The 16,359-nt window shown below is 64.0% G+C and carries 18 protein-coding genes; 9 read left to right on the top strand and 9 right to left on the bottom strand.

The features are described from left to right. Positions 1–102: 102 nt before the first annotated feature. From ACFMBG_RS00240 to ACFMBG_RS00230, 3 genes are read left to right on the top strand one after another with little or no spacing between them, the layout of a single operon-like run. On the top strand, positions 103–852 hold the full coding sequence (locus tag ACFMBG_RS00240) for an SDR family oxidoreductase (RefSeq protein ID WP_421052730.1): 750 nt from the start codon (positions 103–105) through the stop codon (positions 850–852). Then, a complete protein-coding gene (locus ACFMBG_RS00235) occupies positions 849–1,460 on the top strand; it encodes an enoyl-CoA hydratase/isomerase family protein (protein WP_421052729.1) in 612 nt (203 codons plus the stop codon). Before ACFMBG_RS00240 ends, ACFMBG_RS00235 begins: the two co-directional genes overlap by 4 nt. After that, positions 1,457–2,143 carry a VOC family protein gene (locus ACFMBG_RS00230; RefSeq protein ID WP_421052728.1) on the top strand — a complete coding sequence of 229 codons (687 nt, stop codon included), beginning with the start codon at positions 1,457–1,459 and terminating at the stop codon, positions 2,141–2,143. Before ACFMBG_RS00235 ends, ACFMBG_RS00230 begins: the two co-directional genes overlap by 4 nt. Here ACFMBG_RS00230 and ACFMBG_RS00225 read toward each other — a convergent pair. Further along, positions 2,140–2,433 carry an HNH endonuclease gene (locus tag ACFMBG_RS00225; protein ID WP_421052727.1) on the bottom strand — a complete coding sequence of 98 codons (294 nt, stop codon included), beginning with the start codon at positions 2,431–2,433 and terminating at the stop codon, positions 2,140–2,142. The two genes, ACFMBG_RS00230 and ACFMBG_RS00225, sit on opposite strands and share 4 nt — an antisense overlap. Positions 2,434–2,501: 68 nt before the next feature. Here ACFMBG_RS00225 and ACFMBG_RS00220 point away from each other — a divergent pair, with 68 nt between their 5' ends. Further along, a complete protein-coding gene (locus tag ACFMBG_RS00220; RefSeq protein ID WP_421052726.1) occupies positions 2,502–3,701 on the top strand; it encodes a TIGR03862 family flavoprotein in 1,200 nt (399 codons plus the stop codon). Here ACFMBG_RS00220 and ACFMBG_RS00215 read toward each other — a convergent pair. The 5 genes from ACFMBG_RS00215 to ACFMBG_RS00195 all read right to left on the bottom strand — a co-directional run bounded on the left by ACFMBG_RS00215 (position 3,674) and on the right by ACFMBG_RS00195 (position 9,009). Continuing rightward, positions 3,674–4,264: a glutathione S-transferase family protein gene (locus ACFMBG_RS00215; protein ID WP_421052725.1), complete on the bottom strand. Its 591-nt coding sequence runs from the start codon at positions 4,262–4,264 to the stop codon at positions 3,674–3,676. The genes ACFMBG_RS00220 and ACFMBG_RS00215 overlap by 28 nt on opposite strands. A gap of 76 nt (positions 4,265–4,340) precedes the next feature. Continuing rightward, on the bottom strand, positions 4,341–5,369 hold the full coding sequence (gene holA / locus ACFMBG_RS00210) for a DNA polymerase III subunit delta (protein ID WP_421052724.1): 1,029 nt from the start codon (positions 5,367–5,369) through the stop codon (positions 4,341–4,343). Further along, positions 5,366–5,881, bottom strand: coding sequence for an LPS assembly lipoprotein LptE (gene lptE / locus ACFMBG_RS00205; protein WP_421052723.1), 516 nt, complete (start codon positions 5,879–5,881; stop codon positions 5,366–5,368). Before lptE ends, holA begins: the two co-directional genes overlap by 4 nt. After that, the gene (gene leuS, locus ACFMBG_RS00200; protein WP_421052722.1) at positions 5,868–8,432 is read right to left on the bottom strand and encodes a leucine--tRNA ligase; all 2,565 of its coding nucleotides are present in this window, start codon (positions 8,430–8,432) and stop codon (positions 5,868–5,870) included. Before leuS ends, lptE begins: the two co-directional genes overlap by 14 nt. Positions 8,433–8,520: 88 nt before the next feature. Further along, positions 8,521–9,009, bottom strand: a complete 489-nt coding sequence (locus ACFMBG_RS00195; protein ID WP_421052721.1) for a DUF3576 domain-containing protein — start codon at positions 9,007–9,009, stop codon at positions 8,521–8,523. A 310-nt stretch (positions 9,010–9,319) separates the two neighbouring features. Here ACFMBG_RS00195 and ACFMBG_RS00190 point away from each other — a divergent pair, with 310 nt between their 5' ends. Both ACFMBG_RS00190 and ACFMBG_RS00185 read left to right on the top strand, forming a co-directional pair. After that, positions 9,320–10,333, top strand: a complete 1,014-nt coding sequence (locus tag ACFMBG_RS00190) for a porin (protein WP_421052720.1) — start codon at positions 9,320–9,322, stop codon at positions 10,331–10,333. A gap of 123 nt (positions 10,334–10,456) precedes the next feature. Continuing rightward, a complete protein-coding gene (locus ACFMBG_RS00185) occupies positions 10,457–11,107 on the top strand; it encodes a YggS family pyridoxal phosphate-dependent enzyme (protein ID WP_421052719.1) in 651 nt (216 codons plus the stop codon). A gap of 56 nt (positions 11,108–11,163) precedes the next feature. Here the strand turns inward: ACFMBG_RS00185 and ACFMBG_RS00180 are convergent, their stop codons facing one another. Beyond that, complete coding sequence (locus ACFMBG_RS00180) at positions 11,164–11,673, bottom strand: L,D-transpeptidase family protein (RefSeq protein ID WP_421052718.1); 510 nt, start codon at positions 11,671–11,673, stop codon at positions 11,164–11,166. Further along, a complete protein-coding gene (gene ribA, locus ACFMBG_RS00175) occupies positions 11,673–12,761 on the bottom strand; it encodes a GTP cyclohydrolase II (protein WP_421052717.1) in 1,089 nt (362 codons plus the stop codon). Before ribA ends, ACFMBG_RS00180 begins: the two co-directional genes overlap by 1 nt. Positions 12,762–12,934: 173 nt before the next feature. On the opposite strand from ribA, the gene ACFMBG_RS00170 reads away from it, so the two are divergent. Beyond that, entirely contained in the window at positions 12,935–13,621 is a 687-nt protein-coding gene (locus ACFMBG_RS00170; RefSeq protein ID WP_027236048.1) for a response regulator transcription factor, read from the top strand. A 248-nt stretch (positions 13,622–13,869) separates the two neighbouring features. Beyond that, positions 13,870–14,658, top strand: a complete 789-nt coding sequence (locus tag ACFMBG_RS00165; protein WP_421052716.1) for an exodeoxyribonuclease III — start codon at positions 13,870–13,872, stop codon at positions 14,656–14,658. Positions 14,659–14,837: 179 nt separating this feature from the next. Here ACFMBG_RS00165 and ACFMBG_RS00160 read toward each other — a convergent pair whose 3' ends face one another. Continuing rightward, the gene (locus ACFMBG_RS00160) at positions 14,838–15,359 is read right to left on the bottom strand and encodes a DUF6653 family protein (RefSeq protein WP_421052715.1); all 522 of its coding nucleotides are present in this window, start codon (positions 15,357–15,359) and stop codon (positions 14,838–14,840) included. A 72-nt stretch (positions 15,360–15,431) separates the two neighbouring features. On the opposite strand from ACFMBG_RS00160, the gene ACFMBG_RS00155 reads away from it, so the two are divergent. After that, the gene (locus ACFMBG_RS00155; RefSeq protein WP_421052714.1) at positions 15,432–16,346 is read left to right on the top strand and encodes a tetratricopeptide repeat protein; all 915 of its coding nucleotides are present in this window, start codon (positions 15,432–15,434) and stop codon (positions 16,344–16,346) included. Positions 16,347–16,359 lie beyond the last annotated feature (13 nt).

Here is a 16,359-nt window from a genome sequence, read left to right as displayed (position 1 = left end):
ATCGTCGGCCCGGCGGGCGGTGCCGTCAAGGGGGCCTTGGGCTGGACCGTTCCCCGTAACCGCTTTACCACTTGGGTCAGCAGCCAATTGGAGGGACAGCGGATGGATTTCAATGGAAAAACAGTTGCAATTACAGGGGCCAGCCGCGGCATTGGCGCGGATGCAGCCCGGGTGTTTGCTGCTGCCGGGGCCAACCTGGCCTTGCTGGCGAGGAGCGGGGAGGCGCTGCAGGAACTGGCGGCGGAGATTGGCGGAAACGTGCTGACCTTTGCCTGTGACGTGGCTGACTATGCCGCGGTCGAGGCGGCGCTGTCCGAGGCGCACCGGAAATTCGGCAGCCTGGATGTCCTGATCAACAATGCCGGGGTGATCGAGCCGATTGCCCGGCTTGAAGAGGCGCAGCCTGAAGACTGGGGTAAGCTGATCGATATCAACGTCAAAGGCGTTTTTAACGGGATGCGGGCGGCGCTGCCGCTGATGAAACCCGCGGGCGGCGGCACCATCATCACCGTCAGCTCCGGCGCGGCGCACCGGCCGCTGGAGGGCTGGAGCGCCTATTGCACCTCCAAGGCGGGGGCGGCGATGCTGACCAGCGCGCTGGACCTGGAGGAGCGCGGCAACGGTATCCGCGCCATGGGCTTGTCGCCGGGCACGGTGGCAACCCAGATGCAGCGGGAGATCAAGGCCAGCGGCATCAACCCGGTGAGCGAGCTGGAGTGGGAAGACCACATCCCCGCCGAATGGCCCGCGCGGACGCTCTTGTGGATGTGCACGGCCGACGCGGACGATTATGTTGGCGCGGAAGTCTCCCTGCGCGAGGACAGCATCCGTCAGCGGGTCGGGCTGGCATGATCGGGCTGGATATTGCGGACAATGGTCTGTGGACCATCACGATCAACCGTCCGGACAAGGCCAATTCGCTGACTGAGGCGATGCTGACCGAGCTGGCAGAGATCGCCGAACGTGCGCAGGAGGCACGCGGGCTGATCCTGACCGGGACCGGCAAGGTCTTCAGCGCCGGTGCCGATCTGGACGAGGCGCGGGCGGGGCTGGCGACCTCACCTGTGTGGGAGCGGCTGTCGGCGGCAATGGCTGCTGTTCCCTGCCTCAAAGTGGCTGCTCTCAACGGCACCTTGGCGGGCGGAGCCAACGGCATGGTACTGGCCTGCGATATCCGCATTGCGGTGCCGTCTGCCAAGTTCTTCTATCCGGTGATGAAGCTCGGTTACCTGCCGCAGCCCTCGGACGCTGGCCGCATGGCGGCGCTGATCGGGCCTGCACGCACCAAGATGATCCTGGCGGCGGGGCAGAAGATCACCGCGCAGGAGGCCTATGATTACGGTCTCGTGGACCGTATCGTGGAGCCGGAGGAGCTGATGGGCACCGCACAGGAACTGCTGGCGCATGCACTGGCGGCCAAGCCGGAGATCGCCGCCGGGATCCTGAGGATGTGCCGGTGAAGCGGCTGTCCGGTGTGCAGCTGCAGGTGGAAGATCCCGAACGGCTCGCCCGGTTCTATTCGGATGTGCTGGGGATGGAAGTGCGGTCCGATGACGGGACCTGGCGTGCAGGCTATGCAGGGCAGGACGCAGATCTTGTCCTGCAGCCGGGCGGCCGCCTGGTTCAGCACTCACGGGACGAGCGCTATTGGAAGATCGGTATCTGCCTGCCCAACCTGGACATCGCTTGCGAACAGCTGCGGCAGAAGGGCGTGGAAATCTCTGCCCCGCACCAGTTCCGCGACATCGGCTATATGGCGCATCTGCACGACCCCGAAGGTTTTGCCATCGAACTGCTGCAGCATGACTTCCAGGGCGACCGGCCGGATGGGACAGGCGATCCAGCGCTGCCGCTGGGCGGCGGGGCGCATCTGGGGCAGATCACCTTGCGCACCGGCGACATCGCGGCGGAGCTTGCCATGCGCGCCGACATGTCGCTGCTGTCGGTTCAGGATGTGGCGGAGTTCGGTTTTGACCTGCATTTCCTGGCCTATACGGACGAAACCCCACCGGATCCGGACTTGCAGGCCGTAGCGAACCGTAAATGGTTGTGGCAGCGCCCGTACACGACGCTGGAATTCCAGCATGTTGCCGGGGCGGACCTGCGCGACAGCCCGGCCTTCCTGGGGCTGGAGATCAGCTAACGCTTGCGCCGCTTGCCGGGCACGCGGGAGCGGAACTCCGGCGGGCGTTTCTGCACCCAGGCAATGAACTTGGCCAGCCGCGGGTGCGTTTTCAGCGCCTCAGGGGTGCTGTATTCGCGGGCCAGTTCCGCCTCGGTCAGCGTTGCGTGGATCTCGCGGTGGCAGATGTCATGCAGCAGCACGGTCGGCCCGCCCTTGCCTCCTTTCAGTTTTGGGATCAGATGGTGCAGGCTTTGCGGGGCGCCGTCCGGAATGGGACGGCCGCAAAGCGGGCAGACCGGATCGGACATGTGCGGGCCTCTTGCGGTTTCGTGCGGTGAATAGAAACGCTGGCGGCAGGCGCTGGCAAGGGGATGGCATGACGGAAACTTGGGACGCAGTGGTGATCGGTGCCGGGCCTGCCGGGCTGATGGCCGCGGAGGAGCTGGGCCGTGCCGGGCACCGGGTGCTGGTGATTGAGGCCAAGCCATCGGTGGCGCGCAAGTTCCTGATGGCGGGCAAGTCCGGCCTGAATCTGACCAAGGATGAACCGTTTGAGCAGCTGATCACGCACTATGGCGGGGCGGCGGATTGGCTGGCCCCGATGATCCGCGCCTTTGATGCACAGGCCGTGCAGGACTGGGCACGGGGGTTGGGGAGTGAGTTGTTCACCGGCTCGACAGGCCGGGTGTTCCCCACGGTGATGAAGGCCTCGCCGCTGCTGCGCGCCTGGCTGGCGCGGCTGGATGGGTACGGAGTTCAGATCCGCACCCGCTGGCGCTGGACCGGCTGGGAAGGCGCGGCGCTTGCGTTTGATAAACCCGAAGGGCCGCAGCGGATTGAGGCCGGGGCCGTGGTTCTGGCGCTGGGCGGCGCCAGCTGGGCGCGGCTGGGTTCCGACGGGGCCTGGGCGCCGTTTTTACGTGAAAGGGGTTTGGACCTCTCGCCATTCCAGCCGGCCAATGCGGGTCTGCTGGTGGAATGGTCCGATCATATGGCGCCTCAGTTCGGGCAACCATTGAAGGGCATTGCGCTGCACGCTGGCAGCCTGGCGACGCGCGGAGAAGCGGTCATTTCGGAACGCGGGCTTGAGGGCGGCGGCATCTATACTGTTTGTGCGGCGGTACGGGATGGAGCCGTTTTGCACATGGACCTGCTGCCGGACCTTGAGGCGGCGGAGATTGCCCGCCGCCTGTCGCGTCCGCGCGGCAAGGCGAGTTTTTCCAACCATCTGCGAAAGGTGCTGAAACTGGGCCCTGCGCGGACGGCGGTGTTGCAGGAATTCGGACGCCCGCTGCCGCAGGATGCGCAGGCCCTGGCGCAGCTGATCAAGGCGCTGCCGGTGAACCACGCGGGGCTGCGCCCGATGGATGAGGCGATCTCCACCGCAGGCGGCGTCTGCCGGGATGCGCTGAATGCAGACCTGATGCTGAAACAGCTCCCCGGAACGTTCTGCGCCGGGGAAATGCTGGATTGGGAAGCGCCGACGGGCGGCTATCTACTGACGGCCTGCCTTGCCACCGGGCGCTGGGCCGGGCGGGCGGCGGCGGATTACTTGGCGAGTTCTGCAACCCGCTGATAAGCCGGGCGTTCCCGCATCCGCTTGCCGTAATCCTGAATTTTCTCGCCCTCGACCGGGAACTTTGCACTGCGGGCCCAGTTCAGGCAATGGGTACAAATGATATCAGCAATGGTGAACTCTTCCCCCATCAGGAAGGGGCCGGCCATCTTGCTTTCGAGACGCGCCAGATTGTGGCCAAATTCCCATTTCAGGCTGCCTTTCACCTCCGGCACCCGCTGCTCTTCGGGCAGGATGAAGCTGTGGCGGGCCGCAGCCCACAGGACGGCGTCGATCTCGTCCAGCAGCAGATGGGTGATCGCGTCCTGCTTGGCGCGGGCCACTGTCCCGGCAGGCGCGGTCAGCGCGCCGTGCTTGTCAGCCAGATAGGTGAGGATGGCGGTCGAATCGGTGATGACCTCGCCCTCCACCTGCAGCACCGGCACCTTGCCCGAGACATTCAGCGCCTGAACTTCCGGGCTGCGGGGGCCGTGCTGGTTGAGCTCGTAAGGCTGCCCAAGCTCTTCTAGCGCCCAGAGCACCCGGAAGGTGCGGGTCAGCGGGATGCCGGTGACGGTATACATCGTCTCTCTCCTGTTCTTGTGCTGTAAAGATGGGCAGCCAGCGGAGGCGGATCAAGCGGGACGGTGCGTAGCCAGTTCAGCGGGCGCGGCCCAGCATGGCCAGCCGGATCAGGGCGCGCTCCATCAGCGCCAGTGCCGGTGCTGTCTGGCCGGCAGAGCGCAATGCCAGATCGGTGTCTGTGATGATGGTCAGCGCGGTTTCCAGCCGGTTCGCACCCCAGTTCTGCGCCTGCCGCAGCATCCGGTCGCGGCGCTTGCCGTACAGAGGCGGGCGCAATTGGCTGATGCCCTGGGCCGGGCCGCCGGGGGCACCGGCGATGGTATAAAGCGTGCGGAAATGCCGTGTCGCACCGATGCACAGCGTCACCGCATTGGTGCCTTGTGCCTGCAGGCGGCGGATCAGCGGGCCGATTTCGGCACTGCGCCCCTCGGCCACCACGTTCAGAACGTCATCCAGCGCGGCTTCGGTCGATTGCGGGGCAACGGCGCCGATGTCCTCCAGCGACAGCGGGCTGCTGTCGCCGTGCTTATATAGCGCCAGCTTCTCGATCATGCGGGAGAAGTCGCCGGGGCCGATGTCGTTGGCGATATCCGTCAGAGCTGACATGCTGTCGCCGGGCACGTCGCGGATGCCGGCCTCGCTTAGGATGCGTTCGATCTCGGCGCGCGACGGCGGGTCGTCGTAGATGCCCACGGCATAGGCGTTGCTGTGGCCTTCAAACGCCTTGCGCAGTTTGGAGGAGGCCTTGAGCTGCCCGGCAGTGACAACGATCTGAGCGTCGCCCGGCTGCCATTCTTCCAGCGCTGTTGTGATGGCGGGCGTTGCGGTGTCATTGGCGCCCTCGACAAAGACCGCCCGCACGCCGGGGAAAAACCCCACCGCCTTGACTGCGTCCAACAGCTGCGCCGGATCCTTGCGCAGGTCGCCGCCGGGCAGGCGGCTCAGGCGCATCTCTTCCTCGGCGCCGGGACCAAGCAGGGCTGCCAGAACTTGCTGCCGCTTGAGCGATACGCGCATCGCATCGGCGCCATAGATAAGGATACCGGTCTTTCCCGGATCGGGCTTGGCGAAATAGCCGTCAGCTTCGCGCGGGGAGAGCTTCATTCTGCCGGAGCGGAGAGGTCCGCAGTTGCCAGGATCTGTGCGGTGATCTGGTCCGCGAGAATCACCATCAGCCGCTCATGCGCGTCACGCTCGCCTGCCAGTGTTTCAACGGTGGAGCCGGTGGCGGAATAGCCGGTGAAGTTCCGCACGGTGCCGCTGGAGGCGATATTGCCATCTGACAATCTCGTAAGGGAATAGCTGGCGGTTCCAATCACCGAATAGCGGGTGATCTCGTTGCCTGCGGTGATCGCCTGGCCTTCTTCCTGGGTGTTGAGCGTCAAGTCCAGCTTGTAGGCCGCACTGCCGCCGCGGCCCAGCCGCTGTTCCAGGTTCTGCACCAGGAAATAGGCGTCGGTGCCAGAGGCTCCCTTGATCTCCTCCGGCGCCTGGACCTCGATCCGCCCATACAGAGCGGACCCGGTGCCGCCAGGAGCGTACACCGGGGTAAAGCCGCAGGCCGCTGCCAGCAGGGGCAGGGCCAGAAGCAGAGTTCTGCGGTTAAGCAACGACATTCACAATCCGGCCCGGAACCACGATCACCTTTTTCGGAGCGCCGCCATTCAGCGCCTTCTGCACAGCTTCATGCGCAAGGGCGAGTTTTTCAACCTCTGCCTTGTCCAGATCCTTGGCGACCTCGATTTCGCCGCGGCGCTTGCCGTTGATCTGGATCGGCAGGGTTACAGTGTCCTCGACCAGCATCGAGTCGTCGGCAACCGGCCAGGGCGCGGTGGCCACCAGGCCCTCACCGCCCTGATGGTTCCAGATGTCCTCGGCCAGGTGCGGGGTCATCGGGGACATCAGCTGTGCCAGCGTCATGATCGCCTGCTTCTGCACCTTGGCGCTGGCCTTGGATTTGGCGAGCGTGTTGGTGAAGGCGTAAAGCTTGGCAATCGCGGCGTTGAAGCCGAAGGAATCGATGCCCAGCGTCACGTCGCGGATGCATTTGTGCATCTCGCGCAGCAGCTCCTCGTCGCCTTCACCCGCTGCATCCGGATCCATTTCGCCGATCCGGTCGCACAGGTTCCAGACCCGGTTCAGGTGCTTGTAGGCCGCTTCGGCGCCGGCCGCGGTCCATTCCACATCGCGCTCGGGCGGCGAATCGGACAGCACGAACCAGCGCGCAGTGTCGGCGCCGAAGGACGAGATGATGTGCAGCGGGTCCACCACGTTGTTCTTGGACTTCGACATCTTGGCGGAGGGGATGATCTCCACCTCGGTGCCGTCCTTGAGGAAGCCCTTGCCATCGCGCAGCGCCACTTCCTCGGGGTAGTGGTAAACCGGGCGGTGATTTTCACCTGTGGTCTTGTAGATCGCGTGGGTCACCATGCCCTGGGTGAACAGCGCATCAAACGGCTCGATGGATTTCTCCGGTAGGTGGCCGCAGATCTGCATCGCGCGGGCAAAGAAGCGCGAATAGAGCAGGTGCAGAATCGCGTGCTCGATGCCGCCGATATACTGGTCGACGTTCATCCAGTATTCGGCCTCGGCCATGTCGGTCGGGGTTTCGGCGCGCGGCGCGGTGAAACGCGCGAAGTACCAGGACGAATCGACGAAGGTATCCATGGTGTCGGTTTCGCGCTGGGCTGGCTTGCCGCAGGACGGGCACGCGCAGTCGCGCCAGGTCGGGTGGCGGTCCAGCGGGTTGCCCGGCACCGAGAAGTCGATCGGCTTGCCGCCCTCATCGTAGGGCAGCGCAATCGGCAGATTCTCTTTCTTCTCCGGCACCACACCGCAGTCTTCGCAGTGGACCACAGGGATAGGGCAGCCCCAGTAGCGCTGGCGGCTCAGCCCCCAGTCGCGCAGGCGGTATTTGGTAACGCCCTGACCCCAGCCGGCCTTTTCCGCGAAGTCGACGGTAGCGTTGATCGCTTCCTCGCCGGTGGCCTCGGTCAGCCCGGCAAAGTGGTCGACCCAGCGGACCTTTTCGGTTTTCGGGGGCACAAAGGCTTCGTTGGTAACAGGGGTGTCATTGTCCAGCGCAAAGAACGTGTCGATGACCGGCAGATCATACTTGCGGCAGAAGTCGAGGTCGCGCTGGTCATGCGCCGGGCAGGCAAAGATCGCGCCGGTGCCGTAATCCATCAGGATGAAGTTGGCGATCCAGACCGGCAGTTCCCATTCCGGATTCAGCGGATGCTTCACGCGGATGCCGGTGTCGTAACCCAGCTTCTCGGCGGTCTCGATGGCTTCTTCAGTGGTGCCGCCCTTGCGGCATTCAGCGACAAACGCGGCAACCTCTTCCGATTCGGCTTCCAGCGCCTTGGCAACCGGGTGATCGGGCGAAATGCCGACAAAAGACGCGCCCATCAGCGTGTCGGGTCGGGTGGTGTAGACCTCGATCGGCTCGCCGCCGTCGGTGCGTTCAAAGGAGAACTGCAGGCCGCGCGACTTGCCGATCCAGTTTTCCTGCATGAGGCGGACCTTGGCGGGCCAGTTTTCCAGCGTGTCCAGCGCCGACAGCAGCTCTTCGGAGAAATCGGAGATCTTGAAGAACCACTGGGTCAGCTCGCGCCGCTCCACCAGCGCGCCAGAGCGCCAGCCGCGGCCGTTCTCGACCTGCTCGTTGGCCAGCACGGTCATGTCGATGGGGTCCCAGTTCACCACCGCGTTCTTGCGGTAGACCAGGCCTTTTTCGAGGAAGTCCAGGAACAGCGCCTGCTGCTGGCCGTAATATTCCGGGTCGCAGGTGGCGAACATGCGCGACCAGTCCAGCGACAGGCCCAGCGGCTTCATCTGCTCAACCATCGTGTCGATGTTCGAGTAAGTCCAGTCCTTGGGGTGCCCGCCAGAGGCCATCGCGGCGTTTTCGGCCGGCATGCCAAAGGCGTCAAAACCCATGGGGTGCAGCACGTTATGGCCGGTCGACAGCTTGTAGCGCGCGATCACGTCGCCCATCGTATAGTTGCGCACGTGGCCCATGTGCAGCTTGCCCGACGGGTAGGGGAACATCTCCAGCACATAATACTTGGGCTTGTCGCCGGTACGCTTGGCCTGGAAAATTCCGGCCTCGTCCCAGGCCTTCTGCCATCGTGCTTCGATTTCAGGAGCTATGTAACGCGGCATCAGAGCGGTCCTTTGCATGAAAACGCCGGGCAGGTGGCCCGGCGCATCTGATAATGGGGTTTGGCAGGTGATTCCAGTGCGCAGCGGGTCAGAGTCTCTTGTCCGCGATGCGTAGCTGCCGCGCGCGGGAGAGAATCGCGTCTTCGACTGCCCGGGTGGTGCTGGCGCTGACCGGGCCGCCCTTGGACTGCAGTGCTACGTTCAGGGAACGCGCGTCCAGTGCCGGGTCCTTGATATGGATGGTGGCCCGGTAGGAACGGCCGCCGCCCGGCGGGGTGCCGTAGCCGGTGACGATTACACCGGTGAAGGGATCGACAGACTGCACCGGCAGGAAGGACAGTACATCCAGGCTTGCGGTCCACAGGTACCGGTTCACCTGAACGGTCTGGTCCGGCTTGGCGTTCAGGAAGTCAAAGACGGAGGACTTGGTCGCGGCCCCTTGAATCTCTTCTTTGTGGCTGATTGTCCGGGCCGTGCTGGCTGGCGCGTCGCCGCCTCTGTTGCCGCCGCCGCACGCCGCGAGGCTGAGACAGACCGCGCCGACCAAAGTTACCCGCAGGGGTTTTCCGTATTCCATAACCGCTCCCGGAGCCATTTTCTGCGCGAACACCTAACGCAAGCCAAGCCGGCGGAGCAAGGGCTTTGGCTTCTGTAATACTGCTATAGTACTGCGCGCCCGGGCGTTTCCGCTGATAGCCGGAGCTTGTCCGGTGGAGCCGTGCACCCGGGACGGGCAGACTGTGGCAAAGCTGCACCATCCCGGCCCGCATCGTTTCGCCCGACTTTCCCAAGGCTTGCCAAAATGGGGCCGAAAGAGCGAAACCCCTTGGCATACCCACGCCGGATTCCCCGGTTTGGGCTGAGGAATAGAAAACCGAGGGAAAAACATGAAAAAGGTTCTCTTCGCGACTACCGCGCTGATCGCCACCGCAGGCATGGCCGCGGCGGAAGTCAAGATCTCCGGCTACGGCCGTTTTGGTCTGGACTGGAACGAAGCCAACGACGTTGCTGGCGCTCTGGACAACACCGATGCAACCAACATCACCAGCCGTTTCCGTCTGACCTTTGACGTGTCGACCGAAACCGACGGCGGCGTGACCGTTGGCGGCCGTATCCGCGCTCAGGCTGAAAACCGTGACGGCGCACAGGGCGCAGCCACCTTCTCCAGCCCGCAGTTCCACGTCGCATACGGCGGCCTGCGTGTGAACGTCGGCAACATCTGGGGCGCGATCGACTCCGCACCGGGCCTGTACCTGAACACCACTTCGGTTGGCACCGGCATCGACGGCATGGGCTTCAACTCCCTGGCCATCAAAGGCGCTGGCTTTGACACCTTCACCTCCGCAGGCGTTGGCCGTGGCGGCATCGAAGCCATCTACTCCGCTGGCGGCTTCACCGGCCACGTTTCCTACTCGAAGCAGAACGGTACCGCAGGCACCTCCACCGACGCGAACGGTGAAGAGCGTACCGCAATCATGCTGAACTACTCGTTCGGCGACTACTTCGTGACCGGTGCTTACCAGTCCTCGGACAACGGCCCGACCATCACCAAGAACGGCGCAACCGTTGACGCAAACGACGACGTGATCTTCGTTGCTGGCGGCGCAGACTTCGGTCAGTATGGCGCAACCCTGCAGTACGCTCAGACCGAGCGTGCGGACAGCTTCACTCTGGCAGGCGAAGCCGAAATCGGCGCAGCCTCCACCCTGATCGGCTGGGTGAACTCCACCGACATCGACACCGGCGTGACCGTTGGTCAGACCGTGACCGACGGCACCGCCTTCGGCATCAACTACGAGTACGACCTGGGCGGCGGCGTGACCTTCGTTGCTGGCTATGTTCAGACCGCAGCTGCTTCCGACGAAAACTCGGTTCAGGCAGGTCTGCACTTCAGCTTCTAAGCTGAAGCACGCCTAGCGTGACTTTCGGGGCGGGTTCCTTCGGGGCCCGCCCTTTTCTTTTGGGTCTTAACATTTGCAGGCAAACAGTGTTTTTTGCGGCCAAACAGAAATGAGGCCCAACACATGCCGCTAGACGAGATCAAATCCAGGATTGCCAAGGCTGAGGCGAAAGCAGGCCGCGCGCCGGGCAGCGTAAAGCTGATTGCGGTCTCCAAGGTGCAGCCGAACGAGCGGGTCGAAGCGGTGCTGCAGGAAGGCCACCGCTGTTTCGGCGAGAACAAGGTGCAGGAAGCGGCGGGCAAATGGCCTGCCTTTGCCGAGCGGTTCGGCGGAATCGACCTTCACCTGATCGGCCCGTTGCAGACCAACAAGGCGCGTCAGGCGATGGAGCTGTTTGACAGTATCCACTCGGTGGACCGTCCCAAGCTGGCCAAGACCCTGGCCCGGCTGGCGCAGGAACTGGGCAAATGCCCGGATCTGTTCATCCAGGTGAACACCGGCGAAGAAGAGCAGAAGGCAGGCGTGATGCCGGCGGAGGCGGATGCTTTCATCGCTGAATGCCGGGGGCTGGACCTGCCGGTCCAGGGGCTGATGTGTATTCCGCCGGTGGATGAAGAGCCAAGCCTGCATTTCGCGCTTTTGGCGAACCTCGCTGAACGCAACGGGCTGCAGGGCCTGTCGATGGGCATGAGCGGGGATTTTGAGACCGCCATTGCGCTTGGCGCCACTCATGTCCGCGTCGGCTCTGCCATCTTTGGTGCCCGGACTTACTGAAGCGCAAGAGTTTGCAAAAACTTTTGCCAAGACTTTTTTGAAAAGTCTTGGTTGCGTCAGCTTCCCGCCAATTGAGGCACAATGACCCGGGTGCCCGGCTGAATCCTGGCGGCCAGCCAGTGGAGGTGGGCGCGGGAAAAGGCGATGCAGCCTTCGGTGGGGAACCCGGGACGCCGCCATTGGTGCAGGAAGATGGCCGATCCTTTGCCGGGAACGGCGTCCGGCCAGTTCCAATCCGTGATCAGCACCAGGTCATAAAGCGGATCTGCCCGGCGCAGCCTTTCGTGGCTGAACGCATAAGGCGCCCGGACATGATGGTTGTAGCCGCTGTGCCCTGGATCATCCGACCAGAGATCGCCGGGGCCGATCGGCTCTGCCCACGGAGCGGGCCGGGGGAGGCGGTCCGGGCGGTAGAGCATGCCCGCAATGCGGTGAACGCCGGTGGGGCTGGCCCCATCGCCTTCGCGTTTGCTGCTGGAAAGCCCGCCTTTACCGATGGAGCAGGGCAGAACCCGGCCCAGGAAACGCACACCGCGCGGGGTCAGCACCAGATCTGCCGGGGACATTACAGCATGTGCCCGGACTTGCGCGCCTTGGTGGCCAGGTAATGCTGGTTGTGAGCGTTTTCACCGACTTTCAGAGCCACCCGCTCCGCAACATGCACGCCGGTTTTTTCCATCATCGCGATCTTGTTCGGATTGTTGGTCAGCAGCCGCACCTGGGAAAAGCCCATCTTCTGCAAAATGGCGGCCCCCAGGCGGAAATCGCGCTCGTCATCCTCGAAGCCGAGCCGGTGGTTGGCCTCAACCGTGTCAAAGCCCTGGTCCTGCAAGGAATAGGCGCGCATCTTGTTGGCCAGGCCGATGCCGCGGCCCTCCTGGTTGAGGTACAGTAGCACACCTGCGCCTTCCTCGCCCATTTGTGCCAGCGCGCCGCTCAGCTGCGGGCCGCAATCGCATTTGAGCGAGCCGAGCACGTCACCGGTGAAGCAGGCGGAATGTAGCCGTGCCAGCACCGGCCTGGAGCGGTCGGGGCGGCCGATTTCCACCGCGTAATGCTCCTCGGCGCCATCCTCGGGCCGGAAGATGTGCAGGCGCCCGGCCTCGGCGGCGTCCATGGGCAGACGTGCCGCGGCGACCGGGTGCAAGGGGGAGCTTTCGCTGAGCAGCGGAGCTGCGGCGGCCCGCGAAATCGTGGTCAGCCCGTGATCCGTGGCAAAGGCTGCTGCGCTGCTAAGCGGTACCAGCGCAGCGGCCGGCAGCAGGCGCGCGGACTTCACCAGTGCAATCGCCAGCCGGTGCAGGTCTGCGTTGCCGCCGCGCAGGCTCGACAGCGGGCCCTTCATCGGCGTGTTCAGATCATCCGCCGGATCCGCCAGCGCCTGGATCCACTCCAGCCCTTCGGACTTGGGGACGGTTACGCGGGCGATATCTTCGTCGTAAACCCGGGCTTTCAATGTGTCCGCTCTGCGCGCTGTCAGGGCCAGCGACAGCTCTCCCAGCGCCCGCAAGTCTGTCAAGCGCGCCTCGGTCAGCGTCTCGACGGCAATCGCCAGCGCCGCCTCCTCGCCGCGGGTCAGAACCACCGGCAGCCCCATGCGCAGATCGACCCGGGCGCGGGCCAGCAATTCGATCATGGTGGGCATCAGGCTCATGCGGGGTATCCGGTGTTATTCTGTAACAAAGGCTCGCCGTCTTTACGCCCAAATGCAACGGATGTGAAACATTTTCCATGTCATGGACACGTCGGCGTGAGAGTTTTGCAGCAAATCTTGCCGCGGGCGCAAGGGATGCGCATTTGTGGTCAGGAGAACAGGAGGGTGAGCCGATGGCGCAACTGAAGAAAATTCTGCTGGTTGATGACGATGAAGACCTGCGCGAGGCCTTGAGCGAGCAGCTGGTGATGACCGAGGATTTCGATGTTTTTGAGGCGGAGAACGGTCAAAGCGCGATGGAGCGCGCCAAGGAAGCTCTCTACGATCTGATCATCCTGGACGTCGGCCTGCCGGATACCGACGGGCGCGAGCTGTGCCGCCTGATGCGCAAGCAGGGGGTGAAGGCACCGATCCTGATGCTGACTGGCCATGACAGCGATGCCGACACCATCCTGGGGCTGGATGCAGGCGCCAATGACTATGTCTCCAAACCGTTCAAATTCCCGGTGCTGCTGGCCCGGATCCGTGCTCAGCTGCGCCAGCACGAGCAATCCGAGGATGCGGTCTTTGCGCTGGGGCCGTACACGTTCAAGCCCGCAATGAAACTGCTGATCACCGAAGACGACCGCAAGATCCGCCTGACGGAGAAAGAGACCAATATCCTCAAGTTCCTCTACCGCTCCAGCGATGGGGTGGTGCCGCGCGATGTGCTGCTGCATGAGGTCTGGGGCTACAATGCCGGTGTCACCACCCACACGCTTGAGACCCACATTTACCGTCTGCGGCAGAAAATCGAGCCCGATCCGTCGAATGCGCGCCTGCTGGTGACGGAATCAGGCGGATACCGGCTGGTTGCCTGAGTTATGTGGCGTTGAGCCAGATCAAAGAAGAACCCTGGGGTCACCTTTAATCTGTACCTGATCCCGCGCATATCCGGGTCACGATATGCACCTCCCTGTTGGACTTGGCCGGGCTTGAAGCCCGGCCTCTTTTTTTAAGGCCGCTTTGGCGCCTGACCGCACAGGCCTCTGCGCAATTCCTCTCTGGCTCTTCCCGGCCGGGGCGGGCAGTATCGCGTCCGAACCCGGATTTCATGATGAGGCGCGCGATGCCATTTACCCTTGCCACCTGGAACATCAACTCGGTCCGCCTGCGCGAGCCGATCGTGCAGAAGCTCTTGCAGGAGGAAGGACCGGATGTTCTGTGCCTGCAGGAATGCAAGAGCCCGGTGGATAAGATCCCGATGGAGGGCTTTGCGGCGCTCGGCTACAGCCACATGATTGCGCGCGGGCAGAAGGGCTACAACGGCGTTGCGATCCTGTCGCGGCTGCCGATCGAGGATATCGGCGACCAGGATTTCGCCGGCCTCGGCCATGCCCGCCACGTGGCCGGGCGGCTGGAAAACGGGGTGGTGATCCACAACTTCTATGTGCCGGCGGGCGGCGACGTGCCCGACCGGGACGTGAACGAGAAGTTCGGCCAGAAGCTGGATTACCTGACGGGCATGCGCGACTGGTTTCATGCGGAGAAGCCGGAGAAATCCATTCTCGTCGGCGACCTCAACATCGCCCCGCGGGAGGATGACGTCTGGGATCACAAGAAACTGCTGAAAGTCGTGAGCCATACGCCTGTCGAAGTGGAGCATCTGGCCGACACCCAGGAGGCGGGCGCCTGGGTCGACATCACCCGCCGCGACATCCCGGACGGCAAGCTGTACACTTGGTGGTCCTACCGCGCGCGCGACTGGGATGCAGCGGACAAGGGGCGGCGGCTGGATCACGTCTGGGCGACACCTGATATTGCCGGTGCGGGCCATTCCAGCTGGATCCTGCGCGACGCCCGCGGCTGGGAGAAGCCGAGCGACCACGCGCCGGTATTTGCAACCTTCGACCTGTGACCGCGGGCGGGATGCTACCGCCTGATCCGGGCCATCCGACGGATGACCCTCCTCAGTAGGGCATGGCACTGCGCTGCCGCGCAGTGCGGGCGCGCCGCGCGGCAGCGCGGCGCTCGGCTCAACACCGCGAGGGTTCTGGCAAAGCCAGGACCCGTCAGCGGCGGCGGGAGCGCACCGGTTTAGCGCAGCCAGGCTGAATACTCAGGGTGCGTGTCCTTCATGTCCTGATACAGCCACACCATCCGGTCCAGAAACCAGAGCTTGCCGCCAATCAGCACTGTGAGGCCAACCAAGGTGATGCCGGGGTCCAAGGCCACCAGGCCGTAAGCCCAGGGCAGCGCGCCCAGCCCGGAACCCCAGGCCAGCCCCTTGGCCCAAGCCTCGTGATGGACAGGTATAGGGACCTGCGCCCGGTTCAGAAACACCCGCTCGCCAAAGGTGCCGCGGGAGGCCCAGCCGCAGGTGCCGGCCGGGCGTCCGAACGCGCGCGGGTTCCACCAGGTCCAGATCAGCACCAGCGCCACCGGGATCAGCGCACCCCAGCCAAGCCAGACCCGGGACCATATGGCCAGGGTCATCAGCGGCAGCACCGCCATGCGGCTGTAAACGCTCCAGGGATTGGCGTGCCGGTCCCAGGCGGCCTCGTCCATGCGCATCAGCCGTTCCGATGCGGCGAAGAGGTCAAACCGCGTTCGGGCCATGGCAACTCCTCTCTTGGTTTCCGGCGCACAGGATTCCATATAGGGGAGAAGTTCCAAGCGGAGAACAAACTGATGAGCGATATTATTGGCAGCGCCGCACCGGCGGGCGATCTGATCAAGGATGTAACCGAAGCAACCTTCATGCAGGACGTTGTCGACGCGTCGATGCAGGCTCCGGTGATCGTGGATTTCTGGGCTCCCTGGTGCGGCCCCTGCAAGACCCTTGGTCCGATGCTGGAGGCGGCTGTCACCAAGGCCAAGGGCGCTGTCACCATGGCCAAGATTGACGTGGACGAGAACCAGCGCCTGGCGCAGGCGCTGGCGCAGCAGGGGCTGCCGCTGCAATCGATCCCCACCGTTGTCGCCTTTGTGCAGGGCCGCCCGGTCGATATGTTCCAGGGCGCCCTGCCGGCGTCGGAAATCGACGCCTTCCTGAAAAAGGTGATCGAAGCCGCAGGCGGCGGGCTTGGCGAAGCGCTGGAAGCCGCGGAACAGATGCTCTCTGAGGGCGCAGTTGCGGATGCGGCCCAGACTTTTGCCGCGATCCTCGGCGAGGATGACAAGAATGCCGCCGCCTACGGCGGGCTGGCACGCGCCCATATCGCGCTGGGCGAATTGGATCAGGCGGAGGCGGTTCTCAATGGCGCGCCCGCGGACATTGCTGAAGCCGCGGAAATCGAAGCGGCCTTTGCGCAGATCGAGCTTGCCCGCCAGGCGCAAAATGCCGGTCCGGTGGCGGAGCTGCGGGCTGCGGTGGATGCCAATCCCGGTGATCACCAGGCCCGCTTCGACCTGGCGCAGGCCCTGCATGCGTCGGGCGATACCGAGGCTGCCGTCGCTGAACTGCTGGAGCTGTTCCGCCGCGACCGGGAGTGGAATGATGGTGCCGCGAAAACGCAGCTCTTCACCATCTTCGATGCGCTCAAGCCCAACGATCCGGTGGTTCTGAACGGGCGGCGCAAACTGAGCTCGATGATATTTGCCTAAGATCGGGTCAGCA

The organism is Leisingera coralii (assembly GCF_049056525.1).
GTDB classification, from domain to species: Bacteria; Pseudomonadota; Alphaproteobacteria; order Rhodobacterales; family Rhodobacteraceae; genus Leisingera; species Leisingera coralii.
This window is presented reverse-complemented; position numbering and strand designations above follow the sequence as displayed.